We start from the raw sequence: 18,996 nt of genomic DNA on the forward strand, positions 1-18,996 counted from the left end.
GCCTTAATCAAGGAATACATCATCAAGGGCTTTGCCATGGATGATGAACGTTTAAAAAATGGCCGTTATTTTGGTAAGGATTACTTTAAAGAGCTACTGGAACGGGTGCGTTCCATCCGTGCCAGCGAGCGGCGTATTTACCAGCAGATTACCGATATTTTTGCTGAGTGCAGTGTCGACTATAATCCCAAATCAGACACCACTCGTTTGTTTTATGCCCATGTGCAGGACAAATTTCATTTTGCCATTACCGGTCACACGGCAGCAGAAATCATCGCTCTGAAAGCCGATGCCGACCAGCCTCTGATGGGCATGAATACCTACAAAAACGCCCCTGATGGTCGTGTACTGAAATCAGATTCCAAGGTGGCAAAGAACTATTTAGCCGAAAGTGAGATCAAACAGCTGGAGCGTACCGTATCCGCTTTTTTTGATTATATCGAAGGGATTATCGAACGACGCAACACCTTCACCATGGCAGGATTTGCAGACAGTGTGAATAAGTTTCTGGCCTTTAATGAGTATCAGGTTCTGGAAGGCCATGGCACCATCAGCCGCCAGCAGGCAGAGCAAAAAGCCTTTGCCGAATATGAGAAATTCAACAAAAAACAGCGGATAGAATCAGATTTTGACCGTCAAATTAAAAAACTGCTGACAAAGAAAGGTGGTGATCAATGACTACAAAACCATCGCCGAATCAAAAAACTTCATCGTACTCGATCAATACACCCAGGACTGGCAGGTCAAGGACAGCTACCAGAGCGAAGCCGATCTTGAGCACGAACTGATCGAGGATTTGCAAAATCAGGGTTATGACAACGAGCTTAATCAACGTGCATGGTTTGATACAGTGTCACGGTTTTCTCTCAGGCCTGCTGCCAGGGACACAGGGCGCTACGATCGTTTTGCCAAATTCCTTGAAAGCCATGGCAGTCTGAAAAACATTCCACCCGCCAACGACTATATGCTAAGTCTTTGAGGCACTCGGCAGGCAAAGCGGCTTCGGGTGTTCTGGGACTTTTTGAGAACATACTGTTTTTTGTTAGTGGCACTTAACAAAGTGTCATGAACTTTCATTCTGAAACCGACTCAAATTAACGTCATGAAAGTTGAATGTCCTCGCTGATACAAGGGAATAGTCGCTGGAGAGAAATCAGATATGCATGATATTAAAACTAACGCCATGGAAGGCTCACAATCACCACCACCACCTAAGCGAGCTCGATTGGAAACACCCACGGGTACCAGTGCGGGTAGGCTCATCACTGTACCCGACGGGGAACAAAAGGAAAATACTACATTGCTGAATTTACCTTCAGTGACTTTTAGCCAAATTTTCCATTCTTTGAAACTTAAAGAGATTCGCAGTGTACAAAAGGTATGTACCCACCTTCGCGATGTTGTCAAAGAGAATAGAGCCTTGGCAAAAGCATGGTTTCGCCAGTTTCCTGCATCACACCAGGATCAACTGAAGATGGCCATGGCTACAAAAACGAATAAGCAAGTCTACGATTGGTTAAAGTCGTTTACGAATGATGAGACGTTAGCCAAGTCACTGTCAGATCGCCGACAGGGGGGGAATTATTTAACGGCTCTGTTGTATTTCACCAAGATTAACCTGATGTCTGGATGTAAAACATTTACTTTAGAGGACACCATCATTTGCGAGGAGCATGAAGTTGAATCAGCCCACCTCAGTGTCGATGGCCGCTATCTGGCTACCGCATGCAATGACGGAACAGTAAAAATCTATGACTACAGCACTGATGGATCACGGGTGAATACCACCATTACCCATGACAACATTGTCAGATCAGTCATCTTCAGCCCCAATGGTAAACACCTGGTGACCGCCAGTTGGGATAACACGGCGATGATATATAGCTTGGGGGACGATGGCGTATGGCAACACAAAGCAACACTTACCCATATTAACGTGGTCCTATCAGCCATTTTTAGCCCCAATAGCTGCCATGTGATAACCGCCAGCCTGGATAATACAGCGCAACTTCATAGCCTTAAGGCCGATGGATCATGGGAACCTGTCCACTTGATTCATCATAATGGTATAGTCCAAACAGCCATCTTCAGTGCCGATAGCTGCCGTGTGGTGACCGCCAGCCGGGATATGACGGCAAAAATCCACAAACGAAAGACCGATGTAGAATGGCAAGAAGAAGATAGTATTTCCCATAGTTTTGCTGTCATGTCTGCCAGCTTCGGCCCCGATTGCTGTCATGTGGTGACTGCCGGTCAGGATCGCATAGCGAAAGTCAGCATGAAGCAGGCCGATGGATCATGGGAACTACTGATTGCCTTTCACCACAAAGATCAGGTCAATTCGGCCAGTTTCAGTCCCAATGGTCGCTATTTCGTGACTGCCTGCGAAGACGGAAGCGTGACAATCTTCGGCCGACAAGCCTATGGTAAATGGGAGCAAGTAGCCATCTTTTACCATAAGGGTGCGGCCAGATCAGCTACCTTCAGCCCCGATGGTAGCCTTTTGGTGACTGCCAGTAATGACGGAACAGCGAAAATTATTGGCCAGGAGGACGATGGGACATGGTCAGAAAAAGGCAAGATTGTCCATAAAGACTCTGTCCTTACCGCCACCTTTAACGCCGATGGTAGCCGTATAGTGACCGCCAGTAGTGACAAAACGGTGAGAATCACTGAACTACGGAGAGGTAATTGATTGTTGTCTGTTGCAAAACCGCCAGACGGCAACAGTGAATCAGAGTTCATCGTGATCCGGTAGTTCCATTTTCGGTAGTGCCCTTATTTGATCCAGTGACTGCTTTGGCGCTTTAATCGTTCTGATTTTGACAAATGACTTACGTTTATGTAGCAGGCTTGAACACGCCCGAAAAAATGCTGGTGAACGTCCGTGAGCAGTTGCAGACACTGAATAACGTCAGGTTTCAGGATGGCGAGTGGCTCCGGTTTGTCGAACAGTATCTGGACAATCCCAGCGACACCATCATTGATAAAACCCGCAAGGTTCATGACGACCACATTTTTGATTTTGTGTTTGACGATGGCCATATCAAAAACATCTACCTGCTGGATAAACAGAATGTCGCCCGCAACAAAGTGCAGGTGATCAAACAGTTTCAACAAACCGGCACCCAGGCCAACCGCTATGATGTCACCCTTCTGGTGAATGGCTTACCGCTGGTGCAGATTGAGCTGAAAAAGCGCGGCATTGCCATTCGGGAAGCCTTTAACCAGGTGCATCGCTACAGCAAGGAGAGCTTTAATGCCGAGAACTCGCTCTATAAGTACCTGCAGCTGTTTGTGATTTCCAACGGTACCGACACCCGTTACTTCGCCAATACTACCCAGCGCAATAAAAACAGCTTCGATTTCACCATGAACTGGGCGAAATCCGATAACACCCTGATTAAAGACCTGAAGGATTTTACCGCCACCTTCTTTCAGAAAAACACATTGCTCAGGGTACTGCTGCACTATTGTGTTTTCGATGTCAGCAATACCTTGCTGGTCATGCGCCCCTACCAGATTGCCGCCACCGAGCGCATTTTGTGGAAAATCAGAAGTTCCTATCAGGGCAAAAACTGGAGTAACACCGAGAGTGACGGCTATATCTGGCACACCACCGGTTCTGGCAAGACCTTAACCAGCTTTAAAGCCGCCCGTCTGGCCACTAAGCAGGATTTTATTGATAAGGTCTTTTTTGTGGTAGACCGTAAAGACCTCGATTATCAGACCATGAAAGAGTACCAGCGCTTCTCACCCGACAGCGTAAACGGCTCAGACAGCACAGCAGGTTTAAAACGCAACCTCGCTAAAGACGACAACAAAATTATTGTGACTACCATTCAAAAGCTGAACAACCTGATCAAAAGCGAGAGCCATCTGCCTGTCTATCAACAACAGGTCGTGTTTATTTTTGACGAAGCCCATCGCAGCCAGTTTGGTGAAGCGCAAAGGAACCTGAAGAAGAAGTTTAAAAAATACTATCAATTTGGTTTTACCGGCACGCCGATCTTCCCGCAAAATGCGCTGGGCGCAGACACGACAGCGAGCGTGTTTGGCCGGGAATTACACTCTTATGTCATCACCGATGCGATACGCGACGAAAAGGTGCTGAAGTTTAAAGTGGACTACAACGATGTACGACCACAGTTCAGAAACCTTGAAAAAGAAACGGATGAGCAGAAGCTCACCGCCGCTGAAAACAAGCAGGCCTTTTTGCATCCGGAACGTATTACTGAAATCTCCCGGTACATACTGAATAACTTCAGGCAAAAGACTCACCGACTGCAAGCCGGTGGTGCAGGCTTCAATGCCATGTTTGCCGTCAGCAGTGTGGATGCGGCCAAAGCTTACTACGAAAGCTTCAGAACCCTACAGAATAAAGACCATCAGGAACAACCGGGCAAAAAGCACCTTAAAGTGGCCACTATCTTCTCTTTTGCAGCCAATGAAGAACAGGATGCCGTCGGGGATATTGTTGATGAAAGCTTCGAAGTCTCCGCCATGGACAGCAGTGCCAAAGAGTTTCTGAGCGCCGCTATTGCTGACTATAACACCCACTTTAAAACCAATTTTGGTGTCGATAGCAGAGGCTTTCAAAACTATTACCGTGATCTTGCCCAACGGGTAAAAAAACAGGAAGTCGACCTGCTGATCGTTGTCGGTATGTTCCTGACGGGTTTTGATGCCCCCAGGTTAAACACCTTGTTTGTTGACAAAAACCTGCGTTATCACGGTTTGATGCAAGCCTATTCCCGTACCAACCGGATTTATGATGCCACCAAGACCTTTGGTAATATCGTCACCTTCCGTGATCTTGAGCAGCCAACGATCGACGCTATCACGCTGTTTGGTGATAAGAACACCAAAAACGTCGTGTTGGAGAAGAGCTACAAAGAGTACATGGAAGGCTTTACCGATCTCACCACAGGCGAAGCTCGCCGTGGCTATCTGGAGGTTGTCGCAGAACTGCAAAGACGCTTTCCAAAGCCTGATGAAATTATCAAAGAGCAGGATAAAAAAGACTTCGCAAAACTCTTTGGTGAATACCTGCGCGTTGAGAATGTGCTGCAAAACTACGACGAGTTTGCAGGTTTGAAAGCCTTACAAACTGTGGATATGGATAATCCTGAGACCGTCGAGGCGTTTAAAGCCAAATACTATCTGAACGACGATGACCTGGCAGCCATGCAGGCTATCGAGGTGCCTTCTGAGCGGTTAATCCAGGATTATCGCTCAACTTACAACGATACCCGTGACTGGCTACGTCGTGAGAAAGCCGCCAACCAAAAAGAAGAATCCAGCATCGACTGGGACGATGTTATCTTTGAAGTGGACCTTCTGAAATCTCAGGAAATCAACCTTGACTACATCCTGGAACTGATTTTTGAGCACAACAAAAAGAATAAAAACAAAGCCGACTTGATTGAAGAAGTCCGTCGTCTTATTCGTGCCAGTCTCGGGAACCGTGCCAAGGAAAGTCTGATTGTTGATTTTATCAACCAGACCGACCTGGATAACATCGGAGATAAAGCCAGCATCATTGATGCCTTCTTCACGTTCGCGCAGGCTGAACAAAAACGCAAGGCCGAAGAGCTTATCCGCTCTGAAGAGTTAAACGACGATGCAGCCAGACGCTACATCAGTAGTTCATTGAAACGGGAATACGCCAGCGAGAACGGTACTGACCTGAATGCCACTCTTCCCAAAATGAGCCCACTGAACCCGCAATACAAAGCCAAAAAACAGTCAGTATTCCAGAAAATGGCTGATTTCGTGGAAAAATTTAAAGGCGTGGGCGGTCAGATTTAACCACACCGTCGTCTTTGCAAAAATCCCCCGACATAACACCCCAGGAGGTTCGGCCTTGTCATTGCCGAAAAAAATCATCACCCTGTTTGCCAGACAATCAGCAGCCCTGTCTCTTCGCCAGCAACTGTTACTGATGTTTGGTCTGCTGTTCACAGCCCTGACGCTGTCTACCGTCTTTCTGGTCAGCAGCGAACTGGAGTCCACCAGCCGTCATCAGGCTGACTCGATCGGAAACCTGCTGAGTGCCCAGACAGCCAGTGCCGCCACTGATATGCTGGTCACAGGAGACCGTCTCAGTCTCAACGTACTGCTGGGGCAGCTGGTGCAGAATCCCTATGTCGCCAAGGCCGCCATTTACAGCATTGATAATCGTGAAATAGCCTCTTCAGAAAGTGACCAGGTCGGCGAGAAAGGTGAAACCTATTCGTCACCCATACATTATCAGGACGTGATCGCAGGTTATGTCCGTCTGCAACTGGATAAAGGGTTACTGACCCAACACCCCGGTGATGCGCTGACACTGATCATTACTGTCAGTATCATTCTTCTGGTCAGTGGCTTGCTGTTGCTCTACTTTTTCGCCTCCGGCATCACTTTCCGGCTCAACCTGATTGAAAGACAGTTGCATTCTATTCTGCAATCCCCTACCAATCCCGTCTCCTGCAGAAACGAAATACTGCGACTCTCTGGCTTTGTGGAAAAGCAGCTCACTGAAAAACTGATGGATTCTGTTGAACCGGAACCCGTGGAAGAGGAAAAAGAGGAAGTCTCAGCCATTGTCAGTGTTCGTAACAAAAACATGCCCCGATTACGGCAACTGCTGGCTCCCCATGATCTGATGCACATTATTGAGACGCAAAACGAAGCTCTGAAACACGCCGCTCAACAGTATCAGGGAGAGTTAAGTTACACACCTGATGGCACCGGGTATATTCGTTTCTCCAGTCTTGAAAGTGCCTCCTTTGCTGTGGACGCCTTGAGTTGTGCCCTGTTGATTCAAAGCCTTAACAGAGTCGTTGGCGAGCAGAACATTGCTGCGCTGGAGATTGGGTTGGGAATCTGTGTCAGTGATGGCATCGCTGATTTCCCCGATACAGAACACCCCTCACAATCCGACAGTGCCGCCAGTAATGCCCTGATGCTGGCAAGCCTGCCGGGTTCGGAAGGTATTCACATGTTCCGTGACCAGCTCAACTGGCTACCTGCCGGAGAGCCCGAAATAAAAATCAGTGAACAGGGTGAGGATATTGTGGAGATCACCGGACTGCCTGCTGAACAGCAGGAAGTCATTCAGCAGGAAGCTTATGACATCAGCCGGGAGCTGGAGTTGTAAACCTGTCGTTCGTTTGGAGGGATTATGAAGCCCAATCTAACCCTAGTTAAAACAGCGATAGCTATCGCCATTAGCTTGAACTCATACGCCTACAGCAGCGGTAATTACTCAGACAACACGACGCAGACGACAACACTTACCCTGACTCCGACCACTGAAAACCAACAAATCCTGGATATAGTATTTCCAAAATACACGACGGTGTTTGGTATTAAAGTTCGGGGCACGGAAAAAGTGCCCGATGAGAAACTGCTTCATGCTGCGAGAATCATGGCTGAATATCTCGATAACAATGATGATGGTGTTGTCGATAATCAGCCAGTGCTTGATAGCTTAGTTGCACAAAAAGCCACTCTGACCATGATAGCTGACGATTCCGAGCTACAGCCCGTGCGGAATAAAGTCGGAAATAATAAGAAGCTGACCAATCTGCAAGACCTGAAAGCAAGCGAAACTCACCCAAATGGCGCAGCCAGAGGCGTATTTGATGGCGCTCTCGAAGAGGTTCTACATTTGATCACCCGTCTTGGCTATAGCAAAGTTTATCCTGAAGCTCTGGGTGAGCAACATGGTTCATTGATTGCCGATGCTATGGACAAAGCTCGTGGTGGTCGGTTTGATAACATCCCGGACAGTTACCCTGCAAACGCCTGGTTCACTTATGAAGATGAAAGCTGTGACTACAGTTGTATGATCACTGAATATACTTATTTTGCACTGACTTCGATTCTTGGTGGTCAACAGTTTCCGGGTCGATTGCAACAAATCCAAAACGAATGGATTTTAAACACCCGGTTGAGAGTAAAATCAGTTGACCGTGATGTTTACAATATCTTAACTAATCCGTTTTATTCACTGCCCAGTGTATTACCCGATGGTCAGTACAACTCGGCCACCTTCAAGATAAAAATGGGTGCTGATGAGTCAAGCACAACCGCCCATGATTCTACGACGAAGGCAGAGCAACCGTTAATCGTGTTGCTCGTCGCACTGATGACTGTTTTTGGGAAAATAATGTTGTAAGCACTTCAGACTCTCATTTCAATGCCATGCCTGGCCATGTAGGCCTTGGCTTCCGGGATAGAGTATTCACCAAAGTGAAAAATACTCGCCGCCAGCACTGCATCGGCCTTGCCTGCTTTTACAGCCTCAACCAGATGATCCAGGTTTCCCGCACCACCTGAAGCAATCACAGGTATTTCCAGGGCATCGGAAATGGCTCGGGTCACACCAATGTCGTAACCGTTTTTCACGCCATCCTGATCCATGCTGGTCAGCAGAATTTCCCCGGCTCCCAGCTGTTCCATTTTCTTCGCCCACTTAATGGCATCCAACCCGGTTGGCTTTCGGCCACCATGGGTAAAGATTTCCCAGCGATCAGGCTCGTCTGACAGGCTGACCTTCTTGGCATCGATGGCAACAACAATGCACTGGCTACCAAAACGATCAGCAGCTTCCTGAACAAACTCAGGGTTAAAGACAGCCGCCGTATTAATACTAACTTTGTCGGCACCGGCATTAAGCATGGTACGAATATCTTCCACCTTGCGAATGCCGCCACCGACTGTGAGAGGGATAAACACTTCACTGGCCATGCGCTCAACCGTATGAACCATGGTGTCGCGGTCTTCGTGGCTGGCAGTGATATCCAGAAAGGTGATCTCGTCAGCACCTTCTTCGTTGTACCGACGAGCCACCTCAACAGGGTCACCGGCATCACGGATATCAAGAAACTGAACGCCTTTCACCACTCTGCCGTTATCAACATCAAGACAGGGAATAATTCTTTTCGCTAAGCCCATTGAACGGCCTCTCTATTTTCTGCATTGAACCGATTAAAGGCTGACCAGACGCAGGCATACCGGATATCTATACTCATCTCCGCTGCTGGCTTTCATGCTGGCCCGGATCACAAAAATCAGGGCAAAAACCACTGCAAACGGAATCAGGGGAAGAAAGAGCAGTCCGATCAGAACGGCATTCAGTAATCCCCAGATGGCAATCACCAGCATCACGGTAATCTGGAAATTCAAAGACTCTTTAGCATGATGGGCAATAAACGCAGACTGATCTTTTTTCTGATACCAGATCAGAAAAGGGATCAATATGTTCATGCCCGGCAGGACACAGCCAAATAAAGTCAGGATATGGGAGAAGACCGCCCAATTCTTTTCATTGGAATCGGGCTTCTTCATAAATGGTTGTAAAGCGTCTATGTCCATTTTTTTTGACTCGAACGTTTTTAAAGTGTCGAGCCCCTCTCTATGGATTCCAGTTCAAAAAGTTCTCAAGCAGTTTCAGGCCACTGTCAGCGCTTTTCTCAGGGTGAAACTGCACCGCAAAAATATTGTCCCGTGCTAAAGCCACATCAAAATCAACACTGTAGTGACAACGACCGACGGCCATCCCATCGTCGTTCGCATGAGCATGATAGCTGTGGACAAAATAGAAGCGGGCGTTATCTTCGATGCCTTTCCAGAGGGCATGGTCACGATGTTGCTGAACCGGGCTCCAGCCCATGTGGGGGACTTTCAGTTTATCTCCACTCTCATCCACCAGCCCCTTGCCAAAAAATTTTACTCGTCCGGGCATCAGACCCAGGCAGTCAACGCCACCATTCTCTTCGCTGTGATTCAGCATGACCTGCATACCAACGCAGATACCCAGAAGCGGGCGCTGACTTTCGACCACTTCCCGCACTACATCATCCACGCCTTTGGCACGAATTTCTGCCATGCAGTCACGGATAGCCCCGACGCCGGGAAGTACTACATGATCTGCCTGCTGTATAATTTTCGGGTCAGAAGTCACCTTGACACAGGTATCGCTGCTGGCCACGTGTTCCAGAGCTTTACTGGCAGAGTGAAGGTTACCCATCCCATAATCGATGACTGCAACGGTCTTCATTCTTTTAACTCACCGGACAGTTTATTTGTTTCGCTCATGGCTGCTTTTTCGCTGTTGATTAAAGCGAACCTTTGGTGGACGGCATCTGGCCAGCCATGCGGGGATCCAGTTCCAATGCCATTCTCAGTGCCCGGCCGAAAGCCTTGAAGACCGTTTCTATCTGATGGTGAGCATTGCGACCTCGCAGATTATCAATGTGCAGTGTCACATTGGCGTGATTAACAAAGCCCTGGAAGAATTCATAGAACAGGTCAACATCGAACTTGCCAATCATGGCCCGGGTAAAATCAACATTAAACTCAAGACCGGGACGTCCGGAAAAATCGATGACCACTCTGGAAAGCGCCTCGTCCAGCGGTACATAGGAGTGGCCGTAGCGGGTCAGGCCTTTCTTGTCACCAATGGCTTTGGTGAACGCCTGACCCAGGGTAATACCGATATCTTCTACGGTATGGTGGTCATCAATGTCGTTGTCGCCCACAGCCTTGACGTCGAGATCAATCATGCCATGACGGGCAATCTGGTCCATCATATGATCAAGAAAGGGAACACCTGTGTCGAACTGGCCCTTGCCATTACCATCCAGATTGATATCAACCCTGATCTGGGTCTCCAGCGTATTTCTTTCAACACTGGCCTTGCGCTCAGCCATGATAATCTCCGATTGTATCTATTCTGTGCATGGAGTCTGACCCGTTGTTAATAATGCCAGACTCTGATTAAGACCATTCTAACCTGAATGCCTGCCGACTCCCGGACCAAAACCCGGCTATTATACGGAGCAGCTCCGAAGCAGGCGAGCTATTCATCTCGTACTTTGTCGAAAAGGTCACCTTCAAGCCTCTCGAGCAGCCTGTCAATCTGCTTTCGCTTGTTCTGTACAAGCCTGCCACCGGAAGGTCTTTCACGGTCATTGGCCCAGTCCTCCGACCAGCCTACTGTAAAATCCACACACTGTTCAGAAAACTGAGGCAGTGAAAATATCTTGGACTGCTCCAGACAGCCGGTAAGGAAATTATCAACATCCGACTGTTGAATAGGGTATTTGCCCACCGCTTTCTTGATATTTCCAGGCTTGACGACATATATCCAGATTTGCCCTTGCTCGGGTAGGTGACCACCAGTCATGCTCTTGAGTTGTCTGACATTCATCAAGACCCTGCAGTTCAGGGTTTCAGTGCGATCCAGACTGCGGATCTGCTGATCGGATGATGCCAGCAACAAGCCATTGAATAACGTCCCTTCTTTCGGGGTAACACCCAAAACGGTTCTGGTTGGTGATTTTTCAACGACCCTGACAAACCAACCCCGCTGATAACCACTGACCCAGACAGGAAACTCAACCTCATCTTTGTTCAGCTTTTTCTCCCGGGCTGCTTCCAGTATCAGCGTGCCAGAAGCCACCAGATATTGCTTTTGACGGCTATCGACCCCGGGGAAACATGACGAATCCAAAGCCCACGAAGAGATGGGCAAAACCAGACAAAAACCCACCGCCAACCATCGTTGATATGACATTACCCTAAAAGTACCCATTATCTCCATAACCTGTTCCTCAGACATCCAAACGGCATAGGCAGATAACCCCCCCAACCAGCGTCAGGCAAACAACCACACCTCATAATAGTCGCTGAAAAACATGCCATAGCATGCGGTTGCCCATTCATTGAGTTCGCTGCTTCCAGTTCAATGGGTCATACAACATTTGGCATTTAAAAAATTAATTCATCACAACACTTGCAATTAATTCACATATCTGATTTTTTAAAAGCAATGGTCAGAAGGATCTGATTCATGTCTGCTCAAGTGCTGTTTAAGGACAAAACGCTCAGGCTGGGAGTCGTTGCTTCCCTGACGACACTGATCGCTGTTTCAGCGGACGCTCTCTTATTGCCTCCAAAACCTCTGGCACTGAGTTCATCGTGGGATTGTCGCTCAGGACCTAACAGCGACTGGCTATGCAGAAGCAGCCAGACAGATCGTTACGAACAACCTCTGGAAACCGCTGCGTATTCTGCTTCAGATAGAAACAATGGGTATCCGGAAACGATTCCTCAGAATCAATATCAGCCTGCCAGAGCCGAGCCAGAAATCGACTCCTCGCGGACGTCAGTGCAGCCTGACTATCAACGGCGAGATAACTACGCCAATCCCAACCAACAGACGACTCCGAAACAGCAACCCCGGCAAAGCATCAACGAACTGCTGAGTTCGGAACACGGGAGCTTTGTTATTCAGTGGCTTGCAACACATACCGAAGAGCCATTAAGGGATTTGCAGCGTCGTTTCCCGGTTCTGCAACAGGCGACGATTGTTCGCTATCAGCGCAACAACAAAGATTGGTTTGTATTGCTGGACGGACCTTTCAGAGATAGCCAGTCAGCGATGACAGCCCTCAACAGCCCTCCCCGGTTGTTGCTGACCGACAAGCTCTATCCCTGGACACGCTCTCTGGCCAGCATTCAGAAGCTCAACCTGATTATGCCGGGAGAACTCAGAGCTCCCGGCGGCCCCTCACAGCCATTTAACGAACAGCGTTATGCAGATAATGATCCTCTTAAGCCGGATAATAATCGTTTGTTTGCCAGTATCGCGCCCGCCTACCCAAAGGTGCAACCAGCAGAAACCTATCGGGACTACAACACTGACCCTTACCAGACTTCTGAGCCAATATTTGGATCTTCCTATCAGTCCGACCCCTATTACGATGAGGAAGCACTGGATTTGAATTACAGCACTTCGAGTACACAACGTTATGCCCGGACGATGCCTGAAGCGGATCGTTTCCAAGCAAGAAAGCACTACCAACAGAGCCACCAACAGGACAGCTATTCAGCTTATTCAGCCCGGAAAGAGATCAACGAATACCGTCGTCCAAAAGAAACCAGAGAGTACCGAGAGCCTGCCAAACAGAGCATCCTCGGAGCCTCCCCAAACAGTTACGCTATCCAGTGGCTGGCTGGAACCCGAAGAGATACTCTCGAAAGAGTCCGCAGGCGCTATGCACAGTTGAGTGACGCCCAGATCATACACTACCGAAAAGGACGACAAGACTGGTTTTTGCTCGTAGGCTCCCCCTATACCAGCAAAGGTCAGGCTAAAAGGGCACTTTCCAACCCGGAGCTGGCGCGTATTTCTACACGTCTGTACCCCAGAGTCCGATCAGTTAATGAACTAAAAAGTCTCATATCAGCTAAGCCAGAAAGGGCTCAGCAGATTCACTCCCAGATAGTTACCCAGCCAAAGGGGTCGGTCTTCAGCGGAACGGGTAACAGCTACACTATCCAGTGGTTTGCAGCCAACAAGCCGGAAGCCATTGAGAAGCTGAAGAAACGATTCCCTGAATTGAGATCTGCTGTCACTGCCCGATACCGTAAAAATCAGAAAGACTGGTATGTTCTTCTGCAAGGTCAGTTCAGCAGCAGTAAAGAGGCTCTGGCTGTTCTTAATTCACCCCAACTGAAAGACGCTGTTCAGGTTCTCTACCCTTGGACCCGCTCGGTGAAATCCCTCAAGAAACTTCAGGCCCGGGAGAGTTAGGAAACAATATTTTCATCCCCCTTGCCAACTCCTCAAACACTTGCTGTACACTACCCTGAACAAGCAATAACAACACTTTGTACCCTGAGATCCCGAGGTCTCCCATGAATCGTGCAATTAAACTCATCGCCTCTGTGGTGGCTGGCATCATTATTCTTGTGGTTGCCGCTGCCCTGATTCTTCCAAAAGTGATTGATCCCAACAATTACCGGGATGACATTTCCAAACTGGTTTATGACAACACAGGCCTGACACTCACGATTGACGGCCCCATTGACTGGTCGGTCTTTCCCTGGCTGGGACTTTCCCTCGAGCAGGTGAATGTAAAAGGTGCAGACAACTCCGATCTGGCTGAACTGGGTAAAGCGGAAGTCAGCGTTAAACTGCTACCGTTGTTAAGCAAAAAAGTAGAGATGCAAACAGCCAGACTGATAGGGCTAGAGCTCAACCTGGTCAAAAATGAGTCTGGCCAAGGCAACTGGGAAGTTTCCAAAAATGCAGCCAGCCAACCGACAGCAACAGAGACCACAACCGTTATAACGCCCGAAGGTAAAACCGAATCTGCTCCTCTGGAGCTGGATATTGCCCATGTCACCGTTGAAGGATTGGTGATCCGTTACAACGACAAGAGCACAGGCAAAACCTATCTGGTTGATCAGGCGGGATTGGAAACCGGGGCAGTTCGCAACAATGAGCCTTTTGACTTCAATCTGAAAGCGCGCATTAGAAGCGGTGAACCGGATCTGACGCTGATGACTGGCATCAGTGGCGTTCTGAAATTCAACCTTAAAGACGGCACTTATGATCTGAAAGATCTCAATATCTCCGCCAGCCCGGCAGAAGAGAACCTTGTTGGGGAAAGCGCCGAAACCCTGCAAATTGTTGGCTCTTTGAATATTCAGCAAAAACCACTGATGGTGAAAGGTCACCTCGATGTCACTCAATTCAATCCGGGCAAGTTTCTAAAAGAGATCAAGATCCTGCTCCCGCCCATGGCAGATCCCGGGGCAATGACTCAGATGGCTTTCAAGAGCAGCTTTAGCACCGATGGTAATAGTTTCTCTGCGGACAAGCTGGATCTGACGCTGGATGGTTTCAACATCGATGGCTTTTTCAAAATCGGAAATCTGGAACAACAGGACATGACCTTTCAGTTCAAGGGCGGTGATCTGAACCTGGATCGCTATCTGCCACCAACTAATGAAGAGACAGCATCCAAAGAAGAAAAATCAGAAGGTGTTCAGAGCACAGAGCCCCCAACCGTTGCATCAGACACTGCAAAAGCACTTCAGCCAAATCAGGAGCTGCCACTGATTCCGGAAGACACCCTGCGTCCTCTGAACATCAAAGGCTCTTTGGGGCTGACTTCCCTGACCGTTGCAAAACTCATTTTTAATCAGCCTTCAGTCCAGCTCACAGCCCTGAAAGGGCGCCAGGATATCAAGCTAACTTCCGGCTTTTATGACGGGAGCATTGATCTGGACGGCGAACTCGATGTTCGCAAGAAAGGTGATCCCGACGTTCAGACAACAGCAAGCCTGAAAGGTATCAACCTGCAGGCTTTGGCTCAGCCTATACCGGCGCTGAAGTCTATTGAGGGTAAAGTGAATGCAGACATGAACCTGACGACCCATGGCCAGCTACAAAGTGTTCTGACCAGCAACCTGAACGGTAAGATCGACTTCAAAGTCGATCAGGGGGCTTTTACTGAGGCTAACTTTGACAAGATGGTGTGCGAGGGAATTGCCAGGATTCGCAAGCAGGATCTGCAGAAAAAAGACTGGGGTCATACCACCCGGTTCACCCGGCTTAGAGGCAGTTTCACCATTAGCAACGGGGTAGCCAGCAATAAAGACCTGACTGCTGCCCTGACCAACCTGAACCTCAAAGGTGACGGCAATATCAATCTGGTCAAACAGACTCTGGATTATCATTTGGGCCTGAACATCAGTGGCGACCGTGCTCCTGATAGCGATCCAGCTTGCGTGGTTAACGAAGACTACGTCAACGTCACCTGGCCGGTTCGTTGCCAGGGCAAGCTAGGCCAGCAGGAGTGTGGCGTTGACACCGAGCGTCTGGCCGACACTATTGCTTCACTGGCCAGACAGGAAGTGAAAAAGCGTCTGGAAAAAGAGATTGAGAAAAAAGCCGGACACTTGAAAGACGCTCTGAAAGGTCTTTTCAAGTAAATAAAACCAATTTTTCTAATTTTCTTGCTCTCTTCCCTTCACTCACCTTTGTCGTTATCAGTGAGGGGAAGTACATGGTGCCATAGCCATTCGTAGACAGCCACTGACAGATAAGTCGTCCTTCAGCCAAGCATCTATTTCGTATTTTGTTAACAATCTAAATTCGTTATGTTATAACATTTACAAAGCTGACAAATGTCGACTACATTTATTGCACCCAACGCATCGATCATTTACGCATTAGGAGCCATCTGTGCCTGAAGTCAACTCGCCAGTCATTTCCACTGACTTCCATCCCCAACCCACCCTTGCAACTGCCTGTAAAAAAGCTACTCGCAAAAGATGGGCATGCCGCCGAATGGCAGAAGCGCTGATTCTGGTGGCAGCCTCTGCAACCGCGAATGCTGAAGGGTTCAGTCCAAACTTCAGCCTTATTCTGGACGGCCATTACAAGTCAGCCGACAGCGCTCTGAGCGAATACGATAAGGGCTTTGGACTGGGTCATACTGAATTGGGTGTCAGCGCGGGTATTGATGATCTTTTCTATGGCAAGTTCACCGGTGTAGTGCATGAGCACGATGGCAAAACCGAGTTCGAAACAGAAGAGGCATTCATCCAGACTCTGGCTCTTCCCGGTGGTTTGAGCGTTCGGGCTGGTCGATTCCTGTCTGATATCGGCTACCTGAACGGTCAACACGCCCACACGGATTCATTTGTTGAAAGACCTGCTGCTTACCGGGCAATGCTGGGGTCACATTATTATGACGACGGTGTTCGCCTGAGTTATGTAATGCCTACCGATACGTTCTGGACGATCGGTACCGAAGCTTTCAGCGGTGAAAAGATGCAGGCTGCAGATTTAACCGATCCAAAGTCAGTGGGAGTTTACACCGCCTTCACCAAAATTGGCGGTGATTTTAATGAAGAGCACAGCTGGCAGCTGGGTCTGAGCTATCTCAGGAATGACAACGGTGCCAACATCAGTAGTCATGATCATGAGCACGAAAACCATGAAGATCACGGACATGAAGAAGATGAGGGCCACAACCACTCTCATGACGCCCGGTTTACCGGCAAGAACACTTATATTGCCGATGCCGTGTGGAAGTGGGCTCCTGATGGCAACTATAAGTACCGCAGTCTGACCCTGACAGGGGAATATCTACAAACACGGGATCTCAGCGATACCATCGAGGCTAATGAAAAAAATGAAGGCTTCTACCTGAGCAGCGTTTATCAGATGACGCCTCAATGGGCAGTGGGTGCCCGTTACGGTGAGTTCAAAGGCTACGAAGCCCACGGCGATCATTTTGATGAGAAAAACCTGCAAGAAACTGAACTTATGGTGTCCTGGAGTTATTCACACTTCTCCACAGTCAGACTGCAATATACCCATCAGACCGGCGACGGTTTCGAAAACACCAACAACAACATCGTGACCCTTCAGTATGTCATGTCCCTTGGAGCTCACGATGCGCATACTTTCTAAACTGTTGCTGGCATTCGCTCTGGCCTTTCCAGTATCCAGTCATGGGGCATTGACCGTTTTTGCCTGTGAGCCGGAGTGGGCGGCATTGTCAGAAGCGATTGCACCTGAAGCAAAGGTTTACACAGCAACGACTGCCCGACAGGACCCTCACCATATTCAGGCTCGTCCGGGACTGATCTCGAAAATGAGGAAGGCTGACATAGTCGTTTGCTCAGGTGCTGAGCTGGAAACCGGTTGGCTCCCGGTTCTGCAGATGAAGTCAGCCAATCCAAAAGTCCAGACCGGAGACAAAGGGCTGTTCTTTGCGGCTGATCAGGTGGAAACCATCGGTAAGCTTGAGAAGGTAGACCCAACCATGGGTGATGTTCACCCGGAAGGAAATCCTCATCTGCACCTTGATCCTTACCGAGTAGAGAAAGTCACCCGGGCACTGGCAGAACGCATGGCAGAGCTTGACCCCGGGAACAGAGATCAATACAAAGCAAACGCCAAAAAGTTCTCAGAAAGATGGGAGGCCAACATCGAGCGCTGGGAAAAGGTAGCAGCTCCACTGAAAGGTAAAAACCTGGTCACTTATCACAGCAACTTTGACTATCTGCTGGAATGGCTGGGCGTGAATGTTGTTGGTGACCTGGAACCCAAACCCGGCCTGCCACCCTCAAGCAGACATCTGGCATCCTTGTTGGAGCTTTCTAAAAAGACGTCTATCGATGCCATCATATTCGCCTCCTATCAAGACAAAAAAGGTGCGGACTGGTTAAGTCAGAGAGCCGGTGTGCCTGCCAAAGAGTTGCCCATGACGATCGGCGGCAGCGAACAAAGTGTAGATCTGATTAGCTTGTATGACGATCTCATTCAAAAGCTACTGAAAGTGACAGGCAGTCCGGATAATTCATAATGGAATGGGCTTTTCTTTCAATAATCTTGCCTGCCCTGGTGGCAGGCATCATCGTTTTCAGTACTCATCTGGTTCTGGGACGACAGGTTCTGGGGCGTGGCATTATATTCATGGACCTGGCCATTGCCCAGATTGCGGCTATGGGCGCTATCGTCGCTCATATCCTTACTATGACCCAGGCTCACAGCCATAATTCCCACACCAGCTCCACAGGATTAGGGGCCTTAATGCCCTTTGTCTTTTCCATCAGTGGTGCTGGCCTGATTGCATGGCTGGCGAGGTATACAGAGAAAGAGCTGGAGGCCATTATTGGCTGCATTTATGTGGTCTCTGCGGTTTCTATCACGCTGCTTATGGCCAGTGATCCACACGGAGCTGAACATATTTCCAAGGCACTGAACGGTCATATCCTCTGGCTTGGCTGGCAAGATATGGTGGTTCCGGGTCTGGCCAGTCTGGCATTTCTTGCAGTGACAATCATTAGACCAGACATCCTTGATGGCAAGCTTTTTTATCCGATCTTTGCCGTGATGGTGACACTCAGCGTCAAAATGGTGGGTGTCTATCTGGTGTTCAGCGCCTTGATTATGCCTGCTCTGGCGGTCAATCAGCTATCTGGTAAAAAAGCGCTTACTTCAGGTTATCTGGCAGGATTAGCAGGTCTGACTCTGGGGCTAATGTTATCAAGCCTTTATGATTTCCCTGGCGGGGCGACTATTGTCGTCAGTTTGGCCGTCGTTTGCGTTCTGCTTAGACTGATAGCCAATGGAAAAGTGCCGCTACTAAAAATCTAACATAATCTGTAATTATGTAGACTTATCTACGCCGT

Annotated in this window: 16 protein-coding genes; 11 read left to right on the forward strand and 5 right to left on the reverse strand. The window is 48.7% G+C overall.

The features are described from left to right. From KDK19_RS00485 to KDK19_RS00510, 6 genes are all read left to right on the forward strand, one after another. On the forward strand, window positions 1-678 hold a 678-nt coding region (locus KDK19_RS00485), incomplete at its 5' end, for a virulence RhuM family protein (RefSeq protein ID WP_257291106.1). Then, entirely contained in the window at window positions 668-979 is a 312-nt protein-coding gene (locus tag KDK19_RS00490; protein WP_257291107.1) for a hypothetical protein, read from the forward strand. The genes KDK19_RS00485 and KDK19_RS00490, both read left to right, overlap by 11 nt. Window positions 980-1,159: 180 nt before the next feature. Next, complete coding sequence (locus tag KDK19_RS00495; protein WP_257252434.1) at window positions 1,160-2,695, forward strand: F-box protein; 1,536 nt, start codon at window positions 1,160-1,162, stop codon at window positions 2,693-2,695. A gap of 134 nt (window positions 2,696-2,829) precedes the next feature. Next, complete coding sequence (locus KDK19_RS00500) at window positions 2,830-5,811, forward strand: HsdR family type I site-specific deoxyribonuclease (RefSeq protein ID WP_257291108.1); 2,982 nt, start codon at window positions 2,830-2,832, stop codon at window positions 5,809-5,811. Window positions 5,812-5,866: 55 nt separating this feature from the next. After that, window positions 5,867-7,144 (forward strand): AhpA/YtjB family protein, encoded by a 1,278-nt coding sequence (locus KDK19_RS00505; protein ID WP_257252432.1) that lies wholly within the window; start codon window positions 5,867-5,869, stop codon window positions 7,142-7,144. Window positions 7,145-7,168: 24 nt separating this feature from the next. Continuing rightward, window positions 7,169-8,167: a hypothetical protein gene (locus tag KDK19_RS00510; protein ID WP_257281948.1), complete on the forward strand. Its 999-nt coding sequence runs from the start codon at window positions 7,169-7,171 to the stop codon at window positions 8,165-8,167. 5 nt (window positions 8,168-8,172) lie between these two features. Here KDK19_RS00510 and hisF read toward each other — a convergent pair whose 3' ends face one another. From hisF to KDK19_RS00535, 5 genes are all read right to left on the reverse strand, one after another. Next, a complete protein-coding gene (hisF, locus tag KDK19_RS00515; RefSeq protein WP_257281949.1) occupies window positions 8,173-8,946 on the reverse strand; it encodes an imidazole glycerol phosphate synthase subunit HisF in 774 nt (257 codons plus the stop codon). Window positions 8,947-8,979: 33 nt separating this feature from the next. Then, window positions 8,980-9,366, reverse strand: coding sequence for a DUF4870 domain-containing protein (locus KDK19_RS00520; protein ID WP_257254972.1), 387 nt, complete (start codon window positions 9,364-9,366; stop codon window positions 8,980-8,982). A gap of 40 nt (window positions 9,367-9,406) precedes the next feature. Continuing rightward, the gene (gene hisH / locus KDK19_RS00525) at window positions 9,407-10,051 is read right to left on the reverse strand and encodes an imidazole glycerol phosphate synthase subunit HisH (RefSeq protein ID WP_257254971.1); all 645 of its coding nucleotides are present in this window, start codon (window positions 10,049-10,051) and stop codon (window positions 9,407-9,409) included. Between the two features lie 58 nt (window positions 10,052-10,109). Next, complete coding sequence (hisB, locus tag KDK19_RS00530) at window positions 10,110-10,703, reverse strand: imidazoleglycerol-phosphate dehydratase HisB (RefSeq protein WP_257254970.1); 594 nt, start codon at window positions 10,701-10,703, stop codon at window positions 10,110-10,112. A 149-nt stretch (window positions 10,704-10,852) separates the two neighbouring features. After that, window positions 10,853-11,587 (reverse strand): hypothetical protein, encoded by a 735-nt coding sequence (locus KDK19_RS00535; RefSeq protein ID WP_257254969.1) that lies wholly within the window; start codon window positions 11,585-11,587, stop codon window positions 10,853-10,855. Between the two features lie 258 nt (window positions 11,588-11,845). Here KDK19_RS00535 and KDK19_RS00540 point away from each other — a divergent pair, with 258 nt between their 5' ends. The 5 genes from KDK19_RS00540 to KDK19_RS00560 all read left to right on the forward strand — a co-directional run bounded on the left by KDK19_RS00540 (window position 11,846) and on the right by KDK19_RS00560 (window position 18,961). Further along, a complete protein-coding gene (locus tag KDK19_RS00540) occupies window positions 11,846-13,591 on the forward strand; it encodes an SPOR domain-containing protein (RefSeq protein WP_257291109.1) in 1,746 nt (581 codons plus the stop codon). A gap of 104 nt (window positions 13,592-13,695) precedes the next feature. Beyond that, window positions 13,696-15,780 (forward strand): AsmA family protein, encoded by a 2,085-nt coding sequence (locus tag KDK19_RS00545; protein WP_257291110.1) that lies wholly within the window; start codon window positions 13,696-13,698, stop codon window positions 15,778-15,780. 253 nt (window positions 15,781-16,033) lie between these two features. Next, the gene (locus tag KDK19_RS00550; RefSeq protein ID WP_257254966.1) at window positions 16,034-17,269 is read left to right on the forward strand and encodes a hypothetical protein; all 1,236 of its coding nucleotides are present in this window, start codon (window positions 16,034-16,036) and stop codon (window positions 17,267-17,269) included. Continuing rightward, window positions 17,253-18,167: a metal ABC transporter solute-binding protein, Zn/Mn family gene (locus KDK19_RS00555; protein ID WP_257291111.1), complete on the forward strand. Its 915-nt coding sequence runs from the start codon at window positions 17,253-17,255 to the stop codon at window positions 18,165-18,167. Before KDK19_RS00550 ends, KDK19_RS00555 begins: the two co-directional genes overlap by 17 nt. Then, window positions 18,167-18,961, forward strand: coding sequence for a metal ABC transporter permease (locus tag KDK19_RS00560; RefSeq protein ID WP_257281953.1), 795 nt, complete (start codon window positions 18,167-18,169; stop codon window positions 18,959-18,961). Before KDK19_RS00555 ends, KDK19_RS00560 begins: the two co-directional genes overlap by 1 nt. The last annotated feature ends 35 nt before the right edge of the window (window positions 18,962-18,996 follow it).

It is taken from the genome of Endozoicomonas sp. ONNA1 (assembly GCF_024606325.1).
Classification (GTDB): domain Bacteria; phylum Pseudomonadota; class Gammaproteobacteria; order Pseudomonadales; family Endozoicomonadaceae; genus Endozoicomonas_A.

Bases quoted from the DNA above. Each gene is read 5' to 3' on its own strand.
- KDK19_RS00495 (WP_257252434.1), top strand. From the start codon at position 1,160: ATGCATGATATTAAAACTAACGCCATGGAAGGCTCACAATCACCACCA.
- KDK19_RS00500 (WP_257291108.1), top strand. From the start codon at position 2,830: ATGACTTACGTTTATGTAGCAGGCTTGAACACGCCCGAAAAAATGCTG.
- KDK19_RS00510 (WP_257281948.1), top strand. From the start codon at position 7,169: ATGAAGCCCAATCTAACCCTAGTTAAAACAGCGATAGCTATCGCCATT.
- hisF (WP_257281949.1), bottom strand. From the start codon at position 8,946: ATGGGCTTAGCGAAAAGAATTATTCCCTGTCTTGATGTTGATAACGGC.
- KDK19_RS00520 (WP_257254972.1), bottom strand. From the start codon at position 9,366: ATGGACATAGACGCTTTACAACCATTTATGAAGAAGCCCGATTCCAAT.
- hisH (WP_257254971.1), bottom strand. From the start codon at position 10,051: ATGAAGACCGTTGCAGTCATCGATTATGGGATGGGTAACCTTCACTCT.
- hisB (WP_257254970.1), bottom strand. From the start codon at position 10,703: ATGGCTGAGCGCAAGGCCAGTGTTGAAAGAAATACGCTGGAGACCCAG.
- KDK19_RS00535 (WP_257254969.1), bottom strand. From the start codon at position 11,587: ATGGGTACTTTTAGGGTAATGTCATATCAACGATGGTTGGCGGTGGGT.
- KDK19_RS00540 (WP_257291109.1), top strand. From the start codon at position 11,846: ATGTCTGCTCAAGTGCTGTTTAAGGACAAAACGCTCAGGCTGGGAGTC.
- KDK19_RS00545 (WP_257291110.1), top strand. From the start codon at position 13,696: ATGAATCGTGCAATTAAACTCATCGCCTCTGTGGTGGCTGGCATCATT.
- KDK19_RS00555 (WP_257291111.1), top strand. From the start codon at position 17,253: ATGCGCATACTTTCTAAACTGTTGCTGGCATTCGCTCTGGCCTTTCCA.
- KDK19_RS00560 (WP_257281953.1), top strand. From the start codon at position 18,167: ATGGAATGGGCTTTTCTTTCAATAATCTTGCCTGCCCTGGTGGCAGGC.